Source organism: Kitasatospora sp. CM 4170 (genome assembly GCF_032110285.1).
Taxonomy (GTDB): Bacteria; Actinomycetota; Actinomycetes; order Streptomycetales; family Streptomycetaceae; genus Kitasatospora; species Kitasatospora aburaviensis.
This window is the reverse complement of sequence record NZ_CP134877.1, coordinates 1,857,284-1,875,945: the sequence shown is the minus strand read 5'-3', so window position 1 is coordinate 1,875,945 and position 18,662 is coordinate 1,857,284. Positions and strand designations below refer to the sequence as shown.

16 protein-coding genes are annotated in these 18,662 nt (G+C 75.4%); 7 read left to right on the top strand and 9 right to left on the bottom strand.

The genetic code is table 11. The features are described from left to right. Positions 1-39 precede the first annotated feature (39 nt). From RMN57_RS07560 to RMN57_RS07530, 7 genes are all read right to left on the bottom strand, one after another. Complete coding sequence (locus RMN57_RS07560) at positions 40-321, bottom strand: hypothetical protein (RefSeq protein WP_313762607.1); 282 nt, start codon at positions 319-321, stop codon at positions 40-42. After that, on the bottom strand, positions 318-2,597 hold the full coding sequence (locus RMN57_RS07555; RefSeq protein WP_313762606.1) for an ATP-binding protein: 2,280 nt from the start codon (positions 2,595-2,597) through the stop codon (positions 318-320). Before RMN57_RS07555 ends, RMN57_RS07560 begins: the two co-directional genes overlap by 4 nt. Next, complete coding sequence (locus RMN57_RS07550) at positions 2,594-4,039, bottom strand: DUF4255 domain-containing protein (protein WP_313762605.1); 1,446 nt, start codon at positions 4,037-4,039, stop codon at positions 2,594-2,596. The genes RMN57_RS07555 and RMN57_RS07550 overlap by 4 nt, the downstream gene beginning before the upstream one ends. A gap of 1 nt (position 4,040) precedes the next feature. Continuing rightward, positions 4,041-4,580, bottom strand: a complete 540-nt coding sequence (locus tag RMN57_RS07545; protein ID WP_313762604.1) for a hypothetical protein — start codon at positions 4,578-4,580, stop codon at positions 4,041-4,043. A gap of 758 nt (positions 4,581-5,338) precedes the next feature. Then, positions 5,339-6,199, bottom strand: coding sequence for a hypothetical protein (locus tag RMN57_RS07540; RefSeq protein ID WP_313762603.1), 861 nt, complete (start codon positions 6,197-6,199; stop codon positions 5,339-5,341). Between the two features lie 99 nt (positions 6,200-6,298). Further along, positions 6,299-6,808: a phage tail protein gene (locus RMN57_RS07535; protein ID WP_313762602.1), complete on the bottom strand. Its 510-nt coding sequence runs from the start codon at positions 6,806-6,808 to the stop codon at positions 6,299-6,301. Between the two features lie 37 nt (positions 6,809-6,845). Then, the gene (locus RMN57_RS07530) at positions 6,846-8,819 is read right to left on the bottom strand and encodes a phage tail sheath C-terminal domain-containing protein (protein ID WP_313762601.1); all 1,974 of its coding nucleotides are present in this window, start codon (positions 8,817-8,819) and stop codon (positions 6,846-6,848) included. Positions 8,820-9,422: 603 nt separating this feature from the next. On the opposite strand from RMN57_RS07530, the gene RMN57_RS07525 reads away from it, so the two are divergent. From RMN57_RS07525 to RMN57_RS07505, 7 genes are all read left to right on the top strand, one after another. Next, complete coding sequence (locus RMN57_RS07525; protein WP_313767715.1) at positions 9,423-10,997, top strand: IS1182 family transposase; 1,575 nt, start codon at positions 9,423-9,425, stop codon at positions 10,995-10,997. A gap of 76 nt (positions 10,998-11,073) precedes the next feature. Continuing rightward, positions 11,074-11,604 (top strand): hypothetical protein, encoded by a 531-nt coding sequence (locus tag RMN57_RS37020; RefSeq protein WP_380237750.1) that lies wholly within the window; start codon positions 11,074-11,076, stop codon positions 11,602-11,604. Then, positions 11,501-11,833, top strand: coding sequence for a styrene monooxygenase/indole monooxygenase family protein (locus RMN57_RS37015; RefSeq protein WP_380237747.1), 333 nt, complete (start codon positions 11,501-11,503; stop codon positions 11,831-11,833). The genes RMN57_RS37020 and RMN57_RS37015 overlap by 104 nt, the downstream gene beginning before the upstream one ends. Continuing rightward, complete coding sequence (locus tag RMN57_RS37010; protein WP_380237752.1) at positions 11,715-12,221, top strand: hypothetical protein; 507 nt, start codon at positions 11,715-11,717, stop codon at positions 12,219-12,221. Before RMN57_RS37015 ends, RMN57_RS37010 begins: the two co-directional genes overlap by 119 nt. A gap of 178 nt (positions 12,222-12,399) precedes the next feature. After that, positions 12,400-14,376, top strand: coding sequence for a DEDDh family exonuclease (locus RMN57_RS07515; RefSeq protein WP_313762600.1), 1,977 nt, complete (start codon positions 12,400-12,402; stop codon positions 14,374-14,376). Between the two features lie 71 nt (positions 14,377-14,447). Continuing rightward, positions 14,448-14,957: a DinB family protein gene (locus RMN57_RS07510; protein WP_313762599.1), complete on the top strand. Its 510-nt coding sequence runs from the start codon at positions 14,448-14,450 to the stop codon at positions 14,955-14,957. A 381-nt stretch (positions 14,958-15,338) separates the two neighbouring features. Next, positions 15,339-15,770, top strand: a complete 432-nt coding sequence (locus RMN57_RS07505; RefSeq protein WP_313762598.1) for a VOC family protein — start codon at positions 15,339-15,341, stop codon at positions 15,768-15,770. A 137-nt stretch (positions 15,771-15,907) separates the two neighbouring features. Here the strand turns inward: RMN57_RS07505 and RMN57_RS07500 are convergent, their stop codons facing one another. Together RMN57_RS07500 and RMN57_RS07495 are read right to left on the bottom strand one after the other, a co-directional pair. Next, positions 15,908-16,447 carry a hypothetical protein gene (locus RMN57_RS07500; protein WP_313762597.1) on the bottom strand — a complete coding sequence of 180 codons (540 nt, stop codon included), beginning with the start codon at positions 16,445-16,447 and terminating at the stop codon, positions 15,908-15,910. Positions 16,448-16,737: 290 nt separating this feature from the next. Further along, positions 16,738-18,420: a CehA/McbA family metallohydrolase gene (locus tag RMN57_RS07495; RefSeq protein ID WP_313762596.1), complete on the bottom strand. Its 1,683-nt coding sequence runs from the start codon at positions 18,418-18,420 to the stop codon at positions 16,738-16,740. Positions 18,421-18,662: the final 242 nt, after the last annotated feature.

Sequence of the window (18,662 nt, the reverse complement as noted above, 5' to 3'; positions counted from 1 at the left end):
GGCCGGCCCGCCCGGGCCCGAGGGCGGGTCGCGCCGCCGTCAGCCGAGGGCGAGGCGCAACGTGTCGAGCCATGCCCGGGCGATCCGGCCGGCGACCTCCTCGTCGCCCTCGCGGGCGAGGTCGACGGCCACCTCGCCCCCGGACAGCGTGTCGAGCCGCGCACGGCCGCCGTGTGCGCCCAGCCGGACCAGCTCCGCCCGGGCGAGCGTCTCGAAGACCGCCAGGGCGCGGTGGGTGATCCCCTCGATCCGGTGCCGGTGCTCGGCCGGCACGTCGGCACCGAGGACGAGGCGGTCGATGCGCAGGTCCAGGCCGCTCACCGGACGCCGGCCCGGCAGCCCGCGGCGGCGAAACGGGCGACCTCGGGCCAGTACGGGCCGAAGTCGCCGGGCCCGGCGGTCCGGCCCAGTTTCTCCAGCTCGCGCCGCAGCCCGGCCAGCAGAGCGACCGTGCCGATCGGACGGGAGGCGGCAGCGGACCGGTACGCCGCGTGCAGGACGGCCCCGCGGATGCTGCCGCCGGCGATCGGGAAGGAGGCCAGCAGCTCCCAGTCGACGACGGGTTCGAGCGGCGCGCCGGGCGGGATCTGCACCTGCCAGATCCGCTGCCGCTCGGCGGCCCCCGGGAACGGGAACTTCACCGAGAAGGCGAGCCGCCGCAGGAACGCCTCGTCCAGGTGACGCTCCAGGTTGGTGGCGAGCACGACCACGCCGTCGTGCGCCTCGATCCGGCCCAGCAGGTAGCTGATCTCGATGTTGGCGTAGCGGTCGTGGGCGTCCTTCACCTCGCTGCGCTTGCCGAACAGGGCGTCCGCCTCGTCGAAGAACAGCAGGCCGTCGGTCTCGGCGGCGGTGGCGAAGACCCGGCTGAGGTTCTTCTCCGTCTCGCCGATGTACTTGCTGACGGCGGCGGAGAGGTCGACGGCGAGCAGGTCGAGGCCGAGCTGCGCGGCGATGATCTCGGCGGCCAAGGTCTTGCCGGTTCCGGGTGGTCCGCTGAAGAGCGCCGCGATGCCCCGGCCGCGCGGATTGCGGTCCCCGAAGCCCCAGTCCGAGAGCACCCGGCTCCGGCTCCGGACGGCGTCGGCGAGCTCCCTGAGCTGTCCCCGCTGGTCCGGCGGCAGGACGAGATCGTCCCAGGTGAGCGCGGACCGGATCCGCCGGACGGCGGAGCCGAGCGTCGAACCCGAGCCGTCCCGGGCGGCCGCTTCGACGTCCGCCAGTCCGGCCGGGCGGGCGAGCAGGCGGGCGGACGCGGCGGCACCCGCGACCACCCGGGCGATATCGGCGGGCCCCACCCGGAACCGTGAGGCGAGCGACGAGGCGCCGGCTGCGTCCACGGCGAGCCCGGCGGCGGCGAGTTCGGCCTGCCAGCGCCGGGCCAGCTCGCCCGGGCCGGCCTGGGCCACGGCGACGTTGACCCACGGCGTCGCCGTCCCGGCGGGCGCCGCGAGCGGGTGGGGGGCCGCCACCAGGGTGAGCCGGCCGGCGGTGTCCAGGACGGTCGCCAGCTCGCGGACCGCCCCGTCGAGGTCGGCGGTGGACGACTCGGCCGCCGCCGGGTGGCCCACCGCGCCCGCCGGCCCCGGACCGGGGAGCAGGACGAGCAGCACCGCCGGCTCGACCCGTGCGACGAGGGCGGCCTCTCTCACGGCGTCGGCCGGCGGACGGAGCTCGCGGTCGACGGCGGCGAGGTCGAGCACGACCACACCGATGCCCAGCAGCGCCGCGATCCGGTGTGCGGCGTCGCGCAGTTCGGAGTCGGGTGCGCCGTGCAGGCAGGCGACCAGGCGGTCGTCGGCCGGGCCGTTCCCCCAGGCGCCGGTGCGGACCAGGCCGGCGGCGGCGCGGGCCAGCGCTCCCAGGGCGGGGGCCGGCGTGCCGGGTTCCTCGGCCTCGCCGGGTACGGGGCCCGGTGCCGCCGTCCGCAGCCACGGATGCTGCGCCGCCGGCCGGCCGAGCAGCAGGTCCAGCACGTGATCGGTGAGCGCGAGCGACTGCCCGGGGCCGTTGTGCGGATCGGGGAGCAGGCGGAGCACCCCCGCGCCGACCAGCGGGCCGGTCGGGCGCAGGGCGGCCCGGCCGGCGGCCCGCTCGGCGAGCCCGCCGCCCAGCAGGTCGAGGGCGAGCAGGGTGCCGGGCCGGCCGCGCGCGGGATCCCCCTGGAGCAGCCCGCACAACCGGCCGTAGCGCGGGTCGAGTTCGACGCCGAGGCAGAGGACGGCGAGCGTCACCTCCCAAGGGGTGAGCGCGGCGGCCGTGGTCAGCCGGGCGAGGGGCAGCCGGACCTGCGCCGGGGTCGCCGCCACGCGTTCGTCGGCCAGGGCGCGCAGCTCGGCGAGCGCGCCCGCCCGCCCGCTCGTGTCGGCGTGGGCGTCGGCCGGCCCCTCGTCCGGGGGGCGCGCCTCGCCGGGGAGCGGCGCCCGGCTTCGCCGCGCCACCTCCTGCAGGGCGTGGTCGAGCAGGGTGAACTCGGCCCGCAGGTGCTCCCAGTGGTCGGCGAAGCCGCGCACCGTGCCACCGGGCCCGAGGTCCGGTCCGGTGCCGGTGGGTTCGGGGCCCGGTCCCGTGCCGCCGTCGTCCCGCGGGCCGGTCACGCGGAGACCTCGATCGCGTCGGAGCGGATCCCGTCGACCAGCACGTCGACGGTGTGGCCGCCGGGCGGGAGCGGCCGGGCGAACCGGTGCGTGAAGGAGGCCGGTTCGGGCTGCCCGCCCAGCTCGTACTCCACGCCGTCGACCCGCAGCCGGACGTCGAGCCCGTCCAACCGGGCGCCGCGCAGCGTCAGGGTGCGCTGCGAGGGGTCGTACCCGGATCCGTCCGCGGCCCCGGTGACCGGCTTTAGCAGTGGGACCACCAGGAACGTCCGCGGGTTGGTGAGCGCCCCGTCGGCGAGTCGGACCCGCAGGTCGTAGCGACCGTTCGGCACCGCGCCGGGCCCGGGCCCCGCCGGCTGCCCGGAGGGCAGGTCGGCGGCCGCCGTCGTCCCGTCGGTGCGGGCCGGGTCGACCGGGATGCTCCAGCGCACCGTGTCGGCCGCGTCGGTGGCGACCAGTTCGACCGCGCCGGCCAGACCGCTCCCGGTGACGACGACGGAGGTCGCCGAAGTGCCGAACGCCGTACGGACGGGGGTGACCGCGGCGGCCCAGGGATCGATGCGGAAGGGCGGTGACCCGCCGCTCGGAAGGCCACCGAGGTCCACCCGGACCTCGGCCCGTGGTCCGGTGGGCAGAGTGCGGGGGATTTCCACGATGAGGGCCTCGGCGGACGCCGGGCCGACCAGGCGGGCCGCCGCCCCGGCGACCGTGACGGCGGGCATGAGGCCGGGTGCGGCGAGGCCCGCGCCCTGGAGCCGGACGCGGCCCGGGACGACGGCGCCGCCGCTGAGGGTGGCCGCCGCGCCGTGCGCGGGCACGAGGGTGGCCACCCGCGGCACGCCGCGCGTGCCGACCACGGCCCGGGCCCGGGCGACCGGGGCCACCGCGACGGCCGGCTCCGCGCCGCGCAGCTGCACGAGCGACACCTGGTAGGCGGCCGAGAGCCGGTAGGGCCTGCCGATCGTGCTCCAGATCCGCGAGAGGTCCTCGACGGACAGGGGGTGCGGGCGGACCCGCAGCTCCTCGAAGGAGTCGCGCAGGACGGCGGGCAGGTCGGAGTCGGCGTCGAACCCGCTGCGGTGCACGTGGTTGAGGACGGGTGTGTCGTGCAGGGCGAGCATCGCCTCGCCGAGCGCGCCGTGGGCTTCGTCGGACGCATCGTCCGCGCCGGGGGTGGGGCCGAACGGCGTGATCAGGTAGGAGAGTTCGAGTGAGAGGACGGGCTGTTCCCGGGGCGGGGCGCCGGCGCGGTCCCCCGGGAAGGAGGAGTTGCGCAGGTAGGGGCTCTCGCTCACCTGGTACAGGTAGACGTTGACGCCGCTGCCGTTGACCGGCGGGTCCTCCCCAGGCGGCAGTAGGGTCACCGAACGGCCGTTGGACAGAGCGGACTTGAGGAAGCCGCGGAGGGCTCCGGTGGTGGCGAAGATGGCCTGGGCGCTCATGTCAGCGGCCCAGCCGGGTGCGGTCGAACGGCGACATCGCGAGCCCGGTCCGCGGAGTCGGGCCCTGATGGCGCTCCGGCCCTGCCTGGGCCCGGGGCGCGACCGCCGGCCGCTGGACGACGGTGACCTCCATCCGGCCGATGCTGACGGTGACCGGCGGAGGCGGCAGGCCGGGCCGGGCCTGCGCGGCGCCGGGGTCACCCGGGCGGCCCCCACCGGGGGCGGGTGCGGCGTTGGCGGACCGCCGGCCGGGCGGCTGCTCGCGGTCGGTCGTGCCGGTCGGCGGCTCCTCGCCCCGGCGTCGTGCCTCGGGCGCCTTGAAAGGCCCGGTGGCGCCCGGTTCGCGGGGCTCCGCGGCCGCGTTGCCGGTGGGCCCGGCGCCGCGCGTCGCGACGGTTCGGCGGATCGGCCAGGCGGTGGCGTTCGCCCGTTCTCCGGTGTCCGGGGACGGCGCGTCCGCAATCCTCGGCGCGACCGGGGCGGGTGGTTCGGGCGGAGCCGGCGCGGCGGCGTCCTCACCCGCTACGAGCAGCGGACGCACCGGCGCGACGGCAGGGGGGCCGGTCCGGACCGGGCGGTCCGGAGCAGGTGGCGCGGCGGGGGCGGGGCGAGCGGACCGGTCCGGGCCGTGCGGCGCGGGCGCCACCGGCCCCGCCGAACGGGCGCCGTGGGGCGTGAGGACGTCCGGGCCGCCGCGGGCGCCGGACGACGGGGCCGGTGGCAGGGCCGGACGGCCGGGTGCCTCCGCTCCCGGACGAGGGGCCTGTCGCCCGGTGCGAGGCACCCGCTCGTCGGGGGCGGCGAAGCCTTCGACGCTGCCGGAACCCTCGAACCCCTCGAACCCTTCGAGCGGCCCGGCCGCCCGGTCGCGCGACCGGCCGCCGGTGCCGCCGGGGGGTGCCGCGCGGCCGCCGGTCCCCCGGGTCAGCGGCGCCGCCTCCGCGGCGCCACCCAGGGGCCGGCCGTGGTCCGCCGGACCGGGGCGGTGCACCTCTCCGGGATCGGGCCGGTCACGGTGGGCGGCCCCGCCGTCCCCTCCGAGCCACCGGGCCTGGTCTGAGTGGCGCGGCCCGCCGGGGTGGCCTGCGTCCGGGTCCGGCTCGGCTGCGAACAGGGCCCGCCCGTCGCCCGTGGCCCCGCATCCCACGGCCCCGTCGCCCCCGGCCGGGCCGTCCCCGTACGGCGGCACGCCGCCGGGCGGACCGCTCCGGGCGATGCGGACCGCTGCGCTCTGGCGCATCGTCGGAGCGGATCGCCAGGGCCGGGAGCCCGCCGCCGCCGACCGCTCCAGGTAGCCGCTCACCCGCGCCCCTGGGCCCGCAGGTCCTGCGCGACGAGGCCGGCGAGGGCCCGCCGGCGCGGGCTCGGCATGCTCATGATGGCGTGTTCGCTCCAGTGGTAGGTGGTCGCGAGCAGGTGCAGCTCGTACAGGACCGTGCCGGTGGGGGCGAGGAACTCGTCGAGCACGTAGCCCGCGAGGTCGAGATCGGCCTCGAAGCCGACCCCGCACTCGGGGCAGCTGAGGTCCATCGCCAGTTCGACCTTGGCGCTCGCCTCGTCCACGGCGGCGGCCAGCGCTCCGCGGGTCGGCACCGGCAGCCGCTCCCACCCGTCCGCCCCGCCGGGCCCGCCGTCGACGCCGACCAGGCAGCGCTGGAGCAGCAGGTCGACCGGCGGGGTGGCGTCGCCGCCCGCGGCGGCGACCGCCACGGCCTCCTGGTCCCGCCCGTTCGGCGGGCGCAGGGCGACCTCCAGTACGCCGCCCAGGCCGTCCGGGAGGGTGCTGAGCAGGGGAGCGCCCGGCGTCCGGCGGGGCAGGACGGGGATATCGGTGGCGGTGAAGGAGACGTCCATGGGCTGCTCGCAGGCGGTGCAGGAGAGCACCACGTCGAAGCGGTGGCCGTAGGTCGAGGTCCGGACGGCGAGCAGCAGGAGGTCCCGGTCGGCGATCGGCAGGTCGAGCAACCGCTCGGGCGGCGGGGGTGCCCACGGGCCGAGCCGGACGACGGCGCGCGCGAGCAGTTCGCTGACGACGGAGGCGCCGGAACGGGCCGGCGGCTGGGCCGCCAGCCACTCCTCGTCGTCGCCGTTGAGCGGGCGCACCCAAGCGGTGGTGACGAGCTCCCCGCCGGCCAGGGGAAGGCCGGCCGGCAGGGTCACCGGCTGGTGGGTGTGGTGGGCGGGGCGCGCCGTCGGGTCGGCCGGGCCGGGGACTGTCGCTGGCGCACCGGCGGAGACGGGGAGCACGGGCGCGACCGGTCAGGCGATCCGGGCGGGCCCGCGGTCGGCGGCCTCCGTCACCGCGACGTCGCGCTCGAACCACTCGAACTCGAGCTTGACGGTGGTGATCGCGACCGCGTTGGCCGAGGCGTCGAGGTCCGGCACGGCCTGGTAGTCGGCGACCCAGGCCCGGTAGAGGTTGTAGGAGAGGGCTTTGACGCCGGCTTCGTTAAACATGTCGACGGTGACGTTCTTGCGGAAGTCGCCGAGGTCCATCCGGCTGTGGCTGGCGAAGTCGTTGACGAGGTTGGCCCAGTCCTCGAAGGCCGTGTCGTAGGTGATGCCCGCTTCCAGGGTCACCGCCTCGTACTTCGTCTTGCCGGGGAGCTTGCGGGCGACGATGTTCTCGCCCGCCTCGCGCCACTCCGTCATCTCCGTGGAGCGTTTGAGACCGGTCATCTTCGACAGACCGGCCACGTAGAGCCCGTCCCACTTGATCTTGAACCGGAAGTTGCGGTACGGGTCGAACCGGTTGGTGCTCGCACTCATGCGCATGGGATCCGGCCTCTCCTGTCTCGGCCGACGGTCACACCGCCGACTGGTCGACCTTCTGGCTGAGGGTGAACACGACGAACTCGGCGGGTTTCAGCGGGGCGAACCCGACGTGGAGGTTGACCACCCCGTTGTCGATGTCCTGCTGCGTGGTCGTCGTGGCGTCGCAGGCGACGAAGAACGCCTCGGCCGGAGTGGCCCCCTGGAAGGCGCCGGCCCGGAACTGCGTGAGCATGAACGCCCGGACGTTGAGTCGCAGTTGGGACCAGAGCGGCTCGTCGTTGGGCTCGAATACCGCCCACTGGATGCCCCGGTGGATGCTGGCCCGCAGGAAGATGGCGGTCCGCCGGACCGGGATGTAGCGCCAGGCGGCGTCCGTGGCCGACGTGCGGGCGCCCCAGGCCACGATGCCGTACCCCGGGAAGCGGCGCAGCGCGTTGAGACCGACCGGATTGAGGACGTCCTGGTCGGCGTCCTGGAGGTCGTCGCAGAGCCCGATCGCCCCGGCCAGGCCCGCCTCGGTGCCGGCCGGCGCCTTGAACACACCGCGGCTGTTGTCGATCCGGGCGTACAGCCCGGCGACGGCGCCCGAGGGCGGCACCGCGATGGTGGGATTGCGGCCCTTGCCGATCGGGTCGGACACGCGGAGCCAGGGGTAGTACGCGGCGCCGTAGTCGCTCGGCGTGGACAGGGCGCGGACAAAGTCGCGGGCCTCGGTCCTGTCCCCGACGTCGGGCCGGGCCCCGGGCACCCGTGCGTCCGCCGGGGTGAGCACACCCACGTCGGCGACGAAGAACGCGTCCTGGAGCGGGCGGTTGCGGCAGTACGCCATGCCTGCGCTGACCGTGAGGTCGTTGCCCGAGCCCGGGATGGCGATGATGTTCACGTCGGTCACGCCGTCGAAGGCGTGCAGGCCCGATCCGCGGTCGGCCCGCCCGACGAAGTGGCTGTCTCCCGGCGCGGGCACCCGGCCGTCCGAGCCCGCCCCGGCCGACACGGCGCCGCCGGGGAAGGCGATGCCTGCGGGGAAGGCCGGCTGGGTGAAGGCGGCGGTGGCGTCGGCCGGCCGGGAGCCGGGACCGGCCACCGCGGGATCGGCGGCACGGACCACCAGGTGCCGGGAGGCCGCGTTCACCTTGCGCTCGACGAAGTTGCCGAGCGCCGGATCCATGCTGAGGTTCTCGTGGCTCTCCACGACCCGGTCGTCCCGGAGCACCTGGAGGGAGAAGGTCGGGGGGTCGTCCGTGGCCGAGCCGACGGTGCGCACGCTGAGCGGTTGGCCGAGCGAGACGTGCGCCGACGCGGTGAAGAGGGCGGTGCCGTCCTCGGCGGTGAAGGTGAGGAGGTTCGACGTCGCGGTGGCGGCCGGCCGGGCGTCCGCGAAGGAGACCCCGTCCGGGACGACCGACTTCACGTACACGTACTGCGAGGCGCCGTTGACCGTGGTGTCGACGAATCGCTCGCCGGCCGGGTCCATGCCGAGCCCGTCGAAGGACTCGACCGGAAGGCCGGCATCGTACACGGTGAGCCGGAAGAGGTTCTGCGGGTCCGTGGTGCTCTCGGTGACGGCCAGCGCCACCGTGTTCGCCCAGGCCCCCGGCGAGCGGGCGACCACGGCGAGGGTCGGGCTGGTCCGCTCCTCCCGGTCGAGCAGACCGACGCCGGCCAGCCGGGCGTTGCCCGTGCCGGGGCCGTAGCCCTCGTCGGGTTCGCCGTCGGTGACGACGCGGACGATGTAGGCGCGCCGGCCCCCGTTGTCGAAGAACGCCTGAACGGCGTAGGCGAGGTAGCTGTCGGTGCGGAAGCCGCCGAACAGACGGGTGAACTCGGCGAAGCTGGTGACCAGCGGCGGCTGCGGCGGCTCGCCGAAGGGCATCACGAACCCCGGAACGGGCCCTTTGTCCGCGACCCCGACGAAGCCGGCCGTCGACGTGCTGACGCCCTCGATCGGCTTGACCGCCGAGGGCGCTTCCAGCACGTACACGCCCGGATGCAGCAACTCGGGCATCGGCCCTCCTCGGGCGCGGACTGCGGGCCTGGCGCCGGATGCAGGCCTGGGTGACGCAGTGCTGACGCTCCGTGAGCAGGCTGTCAAAGCCGCCCCGCAGAGTCAACGCTCGCCCTCGGCGCGGCGCCACCGACCTCGCGCACCGCCCCGGCCCGGCCGACCTGCGCGAACGGACGGCTGTCCGGGTGCGTGGGTGCGTGGAGGTTCCGGGTCCGGCGCCGGGTCGGCCGATGTCGACCACCCGGGCCCAGGCGGACGGCCCGGCCGGGACGTAGCCCGGGTCGTCCGCGTGTCCGGGTCTCCCGGTGGGCGTCGGCCGGCGGTACCGTGGCGCGGAACACGGGCGGTCCGGCAGTGTGCGAAGCATGTGTGGCAGGGGCTGCCGGAGCCGCGCCGGGAGGGGGACGGTCTCCCCGACGCCGTGTCACGGCACGGCGGACGAGCAGGAAGACGGGCGCGATGCGCAGGATTCTGATCGTCAGCGCCGGCCAGGCCGGCCTCCACCTGGCCCTCGGGCTCCAGGCCAACGGCTAGAAGTCTGATGAAGATGTTGGGTTCTGGCCCCACCGTCCGTGTGGTGGGGCCAGACTCGTCTCTGTGGCGATGGGGGAATGGGCCGGGGAGCTGGTCGGGCCGGATGTGTGGGAGACCTGCCGGGAGTTGATCCCGGCGGGGAGTGTCTTCGCGTTCCTGGCCGAGCACCGGGAGGCGCTGTTCCCGGGTTCGATGTTCGCGGACATGTACCCGTCTCGGAACGGACGGCCGAGCATGCCGCCGCAGGTCCTGGCGGCGACCGTGGTCCTGCAGAGCCTGCACGGGTTGTCGGACTTCGAGACGGTCCAACAGCTGCGGTGTGACCTGCGGTGGAAGGCCGCGTGCGGGCTCGGCCTGTACGACACCGCGTTCGACCCGTCGCTGCTGGCCTACTTCCGCCGCCGGCTGCAGCGCTCGCCGGATCCGAACCGGTTGTTCACCAGGGTCAGGCAGGTAGTGGCGGCGACCGGCGTCCTCAAGGGCAGGCAGCGGCGGGCGCTGGACTCCACCGTGCTGGACGACGCGGTGGCCACCCAGGACACCGTCACCCAGCTGATCGCCGCGATCCGCCGGGTGATCCGGGACGTCCCCGACGCCGGGCGGACCGCCGCCACCTGGTGCACCGCCCACGATTACACCGACCCGGGCAAGCCCCGCATCGCCTGGAACGACGAGCGGGCCCGCGCCGACCTGGTCGACGCCCTGGTCACCGATGCCCTCAACCTGCTCGGCCGCCTGCCCGAACGCCAGCTGGACGAGAAGGCCGCCAACGCGGTCGGGCTGCTGGCCCTGGTCGCCGGTCAGGACGTGGAGGTCGCCGACGGCTCCGACGGTCGCGACGGCCGTTGGCGGATCGCCCGTGGCACCGCTCACGACCGCATCGTGTCCACCGTCGACCCCGAGGCCCGGCACATCCACAAGACCCGCACCCGCCACCAGGAGGGCTTCCGCGCCCACGCCGCGTTCGAGCCCGAGACCGGCCTGCTCACCGAAGTCGAGCTCACCGCCGGCACCGGAGCGCAGAACCACGAGGCCGCCGTCGCCCAGGACCTGCTCGCCGACGAGAGCGAGACGCTGACCATCCTCGGCGACACCGCCTACGGCACCGGCGACCTGCGCGAAGCCCTCGAAACCGACGGCCACACCCCGGTCGTCAAGCCACCGCCGCAGCGGCCCGCCGTCCCCGGCGGCTTCACCAGTGACGACTTCCACGTCGACACCCGGGCCGCCACCGTCACCTGCCCGGCCGGCCACACCAAGGCCCTCGGCCGCCCTGACGCGGCCGGCGCCCGCACCGCCCAGTTCAAGAAGCTCTGCACCCACTGCCCCCTGCGCGAGCGGTGCACCCGTTCCAAGACCGGCCGCGCCCTCCAGGTCCACGCCCACTACGACCGTTTGAAAGCCGCCCGCGACCAAGCCTCCGACCCCACCTGGCAGGCCGAATACCGCCGCTGGCGGCCACCGGTGGAACGCGCCATCGCATGGCTCACCGCCCGGGGCAACCGCCGCGTCCCCTACCGAGGCGTCCTGAAGAACAACACCTGGCTCCACAACCGCGCCGCCGCCCTCAACCTCCGCCGCCTCATCAACCTCGGACTCACCCGCACCGGCCACACCTGGACCATCGCCCCCGCAACCACATAGCGCTGGAGGGGCTGTCCCAGACAGGACAACCCCTCCAACAGCAAGATCTTCATCAGGCTTCTAGGACGTCACGGTGATGACCGACCGCACCCCCGAGGAGATCCGCGGCGGGCGGGTGATGTCGAGCCAGTGCATGTTCGCCACCGCGCTGGGGCACGAGCGCGCGCTCGGCCTCGACCGCTGGGCGGACGAGGCCCCGCAGATCGCCGCTCTCGGCATGTCGGTGGGCGGACCGGGCGGGGAGCGGTTGCTCGACTGGGTCGGGCGCCTGGACGGCAGCGCGCAGTCGGTCGACCAGCGGGCCAAGATGCCCGCCTGGCTGGAGACCTTCGCCGACCGCGGCGGGCGGGTGCTGGTCGGCGCGGCGACGGTGGCCGAGCTGGACCGGCTCTCGCCGTCGTACGACCTGGTGCTGGTCGCGTCCGGCCGGGGAGCGCTCGCCGAGCTCTTCACCGCGCGACGCCGGGCGCTCCCCGTACGACCGGCCGCAGCGCGCGCTGGCGGTGAGCTACGTGCACGGCCTGGCGCCGCGGCCCGAGCACGACTTCGAGGCTGTCCGCTGCAACGCCGTGCCCGGCGTCGGCGAGCAGTTCGTGATGCCCCCTGATGGCCTCGGGCCCGTGCGACATCCTGCTCTGGGAGGGCATCCCGGGCGGCCCGCTGGACGTCTTCGACGGCGTGCGGGACCTTGCCGAGCACCTGCGGCTGACCCTGGAACTGATGCGCACCTTCACCCCCTGGGAGTACGAACGCACCCGTGGTGGCGTGGAGTTGGCCGACGCGGGGGCCTTTCTGGCCGGGCGCGTCACGCCGGTGGTGCGCCGACCGGTCGGTGAACTGCCGAGCGGCGGATCGGTGTTGGGCATCGCGGACGCGGTGGTCGCCAACGACCCGATCACCGGGCAGGGCGCGAACAGTGCCGCCAAGGCCGCCGCGGTCCACCTGGAGGCGATCCTGGCGCACGGTGACAAGCCGTTCGACCGGGACTTCCAGCAGGCCGTGGCCGACCGCGTCTGGGACGACGCGCGGCACGTGGTGCGGTGGACCGGGGCGATGCTCGCCCCGCCGGAGCACGTCCTCGGCCTGATCGTCGCCGCGGGCGAAGTCCTGGCCGTGGCCGACCGGTTCGCCAACGGCTTCGACACCCCGGCCGACTTCGAGCAGTGGTTCCTGGAGCCGGAGGGCGCCGCCGAGTACCTCGCGTCGCTGACCCCGCAGGGGTGAGCCGTCGGGTCGGGAGCCGGGACCGGGGAGCCGCGCGGTCGGTGACGCTCCGCAGTGCGGGCGGCGCGGCCCGTGGCTCCGCCGACGAACCGCTCGGACGGGGAAGGGCCGGATCGTGCGGTAACGGGCAGGTCACACGGGTTGTGGTGGGTGCCGGAACGCGAGCATCCTTGTCGTCATGACTTCGGCCCCCGCGCAGCACACGTACGGTTTCGACACGGCGGAGGAGGCGGTCGCCGGGTACGCCCACCCCTGGGCCCTGGTGGACGTCGAGACCTCGGGGCTGAGGGCGGGTCAGCACCGGGTGCTCTCGATAGCGGTGATCACCGTCGACGCCGACGGCCGGCAGACCCGGGAGTTCTCCACCCTGCTCGACCCGGGCGTCGACCCCGGGCCGGTGCACGTCCACGGTCTGACCGCCGAACGGCTGCGCGGCGCCCCGGCCTTCGAGCAGGTGGCCGGGCGGATCGCGGAGCTGCTGGACGGGCGGGTGATGGTCGCGCACAACGCCCAGTTCGACTACGACTTCCTCAGCCACGAGTTCGCGCTCGCCCGCTCCTGGCTGCCGGTCTCGCAGCGGCTCTGCACGCTGGCGCTGAACCGGCGGATCGACACCCCCACCGAGGACCTGCGGCTCGGTACGTTGGCCGCGCACTACGGCGTCGAGCAGCGGCACGCGCACGACGCGCTGGACGACACCCGGGTGCTGGCCGGGGTGCTGCGCGGCTCACTGGTCGAGGCGCGGCGCCTCGGCGTGCCGCTGCCGCTGGTCGCCTGCCCGCCCCGGCGCACCTCGGAGTTCCGCCCGCGGATCCCCAAGACGCCGTGCGCGTACCGGAACCCGGGCCGGCCGGCGCCGGGCGGGCCCCTGGTGCAGGGCATGAAGGTAGCCATCACGGGGGAGACGGCGACGGCCCGGGAGGAGCTGGTCGCGCGGGCGGTGGCCGCCGGGCTGAACGTGGTGGGCTCGGTGAGCCGGCACACCAGCGTGCTGGTGACGAACACGGACGGGTCGGGCCAGCCCTCGGCGAAGGCTCGGCGGGCGGCCGCGGAGGGCGTGCCGGTGCTCGACGAGACGGCGTTCCTCGCGTTGCTCGCCGACGTGCGACCGGGCGAGCGGCACGAGGCGGCCGGTACGGCTGCGGTGCCGGCGCCCGCTCAGGTGCCGGCGGTCGAGGTCGCGGCCACCGTTGCCACGGAGGTCGTGGTCGCGGAGGCCGTGCTCCCGGCGGAGCCGGCGGCCCCGACCGCTGCCGAGGTGACCACGGCCCCCGACGCGCCCACCCTCCCCGACGCGCCTTCCGCCCCGGTGGCGGTGCGCCCGGCGGCCCGGCGCGGTGCCGTGCGGGAGCGCCGGGCGCTCACCGGTCGGCGCGTCCTGGTCCTGGGGGGCCGGCACGTCGAGGCGGTGGCGGCCCGCACGGCGGTGGTCGGCCTGGGCGGGGCCGCGGCGGTGAACCTCTCGGCCAACGTCACCGACGTGCTCACCCTCACCGGCGCCACCGGCGACCGGCGGATGAAGCGGATCGAGTGGCTGGGCCTGCCCGTCCACGACGACGGCTGGCTGCGCACCCTGGAGCAGACGCCCACCGCGGCGGCCGACGAGCGCCCGGCGGACCCCGCGACCCCGGTGCTCCCGCGCGGCGGCGTGATCGACCTGCCGATCGCCACCGACGGCGCCCGCTGGACCGTCCACGCGTCCTGGGGCCAGCAGACCACCTGCGAGGTCGACGTGGTGGCCTTCAGCCTCGACGAGGACGAACAGGTCTCCTGCGACGAGGACTTCGTCTTCTACGGCGCCCCCGAGAGCCCCGACGGCACCGTCCGGCTCGCCTTCGACGGGCCGCAGGAGCAGGCGGTCGCCGTCGACCTCGGCCCGCTCGGCGGCGCGGTCCGGAAGATCGTCGTCGCCGCCGCGATCGACGGCTCGGCCACCTTCGGCGACGTCGGAGCGGTGGAGATCACGCTGGCCGCCGGCGACGGGGCCCGCCCGATCGTCCAGGCCACGCTGGACGCCGCCACCACCGAGCGGACCCTGCTGCTCGGCGAGATCTACCGCCGCGGCGGCTCCTGGCGCTTCCGCGCGGTGGGCCAGGGCTTCGACCACGGCCTGGACGCGCTGGCCCGCGGATATGGAGTGGACATCGCGGAGTGAGGGGCAGTAGTGCTACGGGGACGGACGGCGCCACGGGGGCGCCGCCACGGAGCACGGGGAGAGGCACCACCATGACGGCCACCGAACGGATCGCGCCGCCGCTGACCGGCGGCGAGCGCGAGATGCTGCGCGGCTTCCTGGACTACCACCGGGCCACCCTGGCCATGAAGTGCGACGGGCTGACCGACGAGGAGCTCCGGCTGCAGTCCAGCCCGCCGTCCACGCTCTCCCTGCTGGGCCTGGTGCGCCACATGGCCGAGGTGGAGCGGACGTGGTTCCGGCGGGTCGTCAACAAGGAGGACGTCCCGTTCGTCTGGTCCCCCGAGGGTGACTTCCAGGCCGCCTACGACGCCCGCGAGGCCGACCGGGCGGAGGCGTTCGCCGCCTGGGAGGCGGAGGTCGAGCACGCCCGCCGGATCGAACGGGAGGCGGAGTCGCTCGACGTGACGGGCTACATGCCGAAGTGGGAGTCGGACGTCTCGCTCCGCCTGGTGATGCTGCACCTCATCCACGAGTACGCCCGGCACAACGGCCACGCCGACTTCCTGCGCGAGTCGATCGACGGCGAGGTGGGCGCGTAGGCCCGGTCCGGGGCCCGGGCCCGGGGCGGTCGCGGCGACCGGGTCCGGGACGCTCCCGACCTGCCGATTCGTCGCGGCACCGGTGAACCATGCGGGTGGTGCCGTCCGTGTCCCCGAGCGGCGGCACCGCCGGCCGGCGCCCGGATCCCCCGTACGGGCGCCGGTCCCCGCTCCTGATCGGCTGAGGGTTCTCCCGTAACCGATCTTTGGCAGCACGAGCGTGGCCGGCCAGGATCGCATCCCAGGTTCCCCTTGGGGGCGCTGACCTCGGTTCACCCCTGCGGCCGCACGACACGGCAGCGGGTAGCAGGTGCCTCCTCCCGACAGCGCTCGGACCTCCCGACCTGGGGAGATGACCAGGGCCCCTGTTATTGTGCGCCGATGTCAACGATCAAGCAGTTCCAAGTGACCTTCGACTGCGCGGAGCCTGCGCGCCTCGCCGCCTTCTGGTGCGAGGTACTGGGGTACGTCGTGCCGACGGTCCCGGAGGGCTTTGCCACGTGGGAGGAGTACCACCGCTCACTGCCGCCCGAGGACGAGATCTACTTCGCGTGCACTGATCCCTCAGGTGTGGCCCCGCGCCTGCTCTTCCAACGAGTTCCCGAGGGCAAGGTCGTCAAGAACCGGGTGCATCTCGATGTGCGGGCCGGCGCCGGGCTCGTGGGTGACGAGCGCCTGGCCACACTCGAGGCCGAATGTGCACGGCTGATGGCGCTCGGCGCGAAACACGTGCTGACGCAGCGCGCCGACGGCGTCAACGAGTCGTGCATCACGATGCAGGACATCGAGGGCAACGAGTTCTGCCTCGCCTGATTCTCTTCCGAGACTGCGAGGTGGGGGAGCCGTCTCCCGGGGACGGAGGCGGCCACGGCCTTGGGATGGGGATTCTCCACTCTCGTCGTGGCCGGGTACACCGGACTCATCCGGAACCAGTGACCCGCCGCCGGCCGTCACCAGCCGAGCAGGAACGTGCCCTGGGACAGGCCGGTCAGCACGGTGGCGGCGGTCGAGGCCGGGTCGGCCGCTCCGGCGCCCCCGTCGGTACCCTCGGCATCGGCGGGGGAACCCACCGCATGGCGCTCCAGCGCCCCCAGGTCGGCGGGCGCGCCCGGTGCGCGCAGGACCACGTAGTGCAGGGCCGCGCCGGTCGCCCGGCTCTCGCGGCGGAAGGAGTCCAGGGCCGACGGCGCGACCGCGGCCTCCACGACCACCTGGTACCCGCCCGTCGCGAAGGCGAACGCGGCCTGGGCCGCGGCCGCCAGGGCCGTCGCGTTCTGCCGCCGCGCCTCCGGCAGGTGCGCCGGCACGAAGCCCTGCCGCACCGCCCGCTGGAAGTCGTCCGCCCGCAGGTGGACGCTCGGGTGCAGCGCGTCCGCCAGCAGGGGCGCGACCGTGCCGCTCCCGGACCCGGCCGGGTCGGCGAGGACGACGACGCCGCCGGCGCCCCGCCCGCCACCGATCTCCGGCCCACCTACGGTCGTACGGTTCACGGCTGCTGATCCCTTCGCGGGCCGGGGACGGACGGGGCGCCGGGGCGGGGCCGGCCGGCGTGCAGGGACGGCCGGACCCGGGTACGGACAGCCGAGCGCCTCGTCCCGACGAGTGACTGCTGTCGGAGATCAACCTAGTCCACGGTGGTGCTCCGAGTCGTCCCCCCACCCTTCCCGGCTCCTGGCCCCGGGGATCGCGGCTGGTCGCAGCCCTTGGGACGGCCGGGTGGCCACCCCCGGTGGCCACCCCTTCACGGTTCGTCCGACGACCGACCCGCAAGTCTCCCCGTCTACTGCTCGTCCCCGTGGCCGGCCGCGGACCGCTCCGCCGTGCGCAGCACGATCGGGTTGGTCAGTGCGGCCATCGGGCCCCACGGCAGGTCCGGCCCCATCGCGTTGCCGCGGCCCGGCGAGCCGTCCGCCTTGGGGTGGCGGACCTCGGCCCGGACGAAGGCGGCCAGTGAGGCCGTCGTGCGCCAGACCACCGTGCCCGCGCCGTCGGCGGGCAGCGACTCCTGGTGCAACTGGCCCTCGTCGGTCAGGAACCGGACCGTCCCGCCGGGCACGCCGGAGACCGCGAGCCGGACGTCCACCGGCGCGTCCGCCGGGACGGTCAGCCGCTCGCCGATGCCCGCCTGCCGGCCGTGGCCGGTGGCGGTGAACTCCAGGTGAACGCCGGCCGATTCGGCCAGCCAGCTGCGCCCTGCGCGGAGGCCGTCGAGGATCGCGTCCCGGGTGAGGTCCTCGGCGAGGACCGCGGTGTGCGGGGAGCCGATCACCTGCGGCGCGCTGTGCGCGTCGCTGTTGCCGACGGCCGGCAGCCAGGAGCGCCCCTCCCGCAGGGCGACGGCGAGCTGGGCGTCCCAGCTGTCCACGGCCGACTCGTCGTCGTACGTCCACGGACCGTTCCAGACCTCGACCGCGTCGGCGTCCGCGTAGCCGAACTTCCACTGGCAGGCCACGTACGGGCAGTACGGGTGCGCGGGCACCACCAGGCCGCCCTGTCGGCGGACCTGTCGGGTGAAGCGCGGGATCGCCTCGTCGCGGGCGCGGTAGCGCCAGTCGACGAACTGGCCGGCCTGCAGGCCCAGGGCCAGCCAGTGGCCGTTCCGGGTGGTGACCTCCTCGCCCAGCAGGATCAGCAGGTCCGGGCCGGCCAGCGGGCCCCAGACGGCGTGCGAGGAGGTGGTGTTGTGGTCGGTCGAGACGATGAAGTCCAGTCCGGCCTCCCGGGCGCCGGCCGCCACCTCGCTGGGCAGTCGGCGGCCGTCGGAGTGCACGGTGTGGAGGTGGCAGTCGCCCCGGTACCAGGCGCGGCCGCGCCCGCGGGCCCGCTCTGGCGGGTAGGACGGCGTGAACTCCGGCCCCGGCGCGCCGGATCGGAGGGTGATCTCGACGTGGTAGTCCAGCCCCTGCGGCGCGACCTGGTAGGGGCCGAGGACGACGTGCCAGGTGCCCGGCCGGATCGGCCCGGGCAGGTAGCCGGGGGTCGCCCGGTCGCGGGCCACCGCGAACTCGGTGCGGAACCCGCCGGACCAGCCGCGGAACCCGCGCCCGCCGAGGTCGGTGCCGCGTTCGTCGAAGAGGCCGATGTCGCAGGAGTTGCCCGGGGTGCCCGCCGGAACGGGCGGCTTGTCGTAGCCGTAGGAGACGGCGATCTCCCGCACGCCGTCCGGGACTTCGAACGGGAGATAGACGAAGTCCGGCGCGCCGGTGGGGAGATGGCCGGTGAGGGTGAGCCGCCGATCGGGCGCCGGTGCGGGCGCGTCCTGGGCGGCGGCGGTGCCGGTGGCCGCCAGGCCGAGCGCGGTGGCGGCGCCGGTCGCCAGGCCGGTGCGGAGCAGCTCGCGGCGGGCCGGCAGCGGCGACCGTCCGGGCTGCGGTTCCGGCCGGTGGTCCGGCCGACGGTCCGGCCGGTGATCCGATTGCGGGTCCGGCTGCCGGTCGGGCCGTGCGTCGGCGGGGTCGTTCATCGGGTCCTCCGGTCTCGGGCGGCGGACGCCGGCGGCGGGTGGACTCCCGGCCGGCTCGCGGCCTCCCTACCCGCCGCGGTGAACCCGCGGTGAGCCGGGCCCCACCGGGGCGGGGCGGGTCGGTGAAGGTGCCCGGGCGACCATCATCGGCGCCCGGGGGAGCGGACGCCCGGTGGCAGGGGCGCCACAGCTCGCGGAACGCAGCCCACCGGGCGCACCTCCTCACACGGGCCTCACCCGGG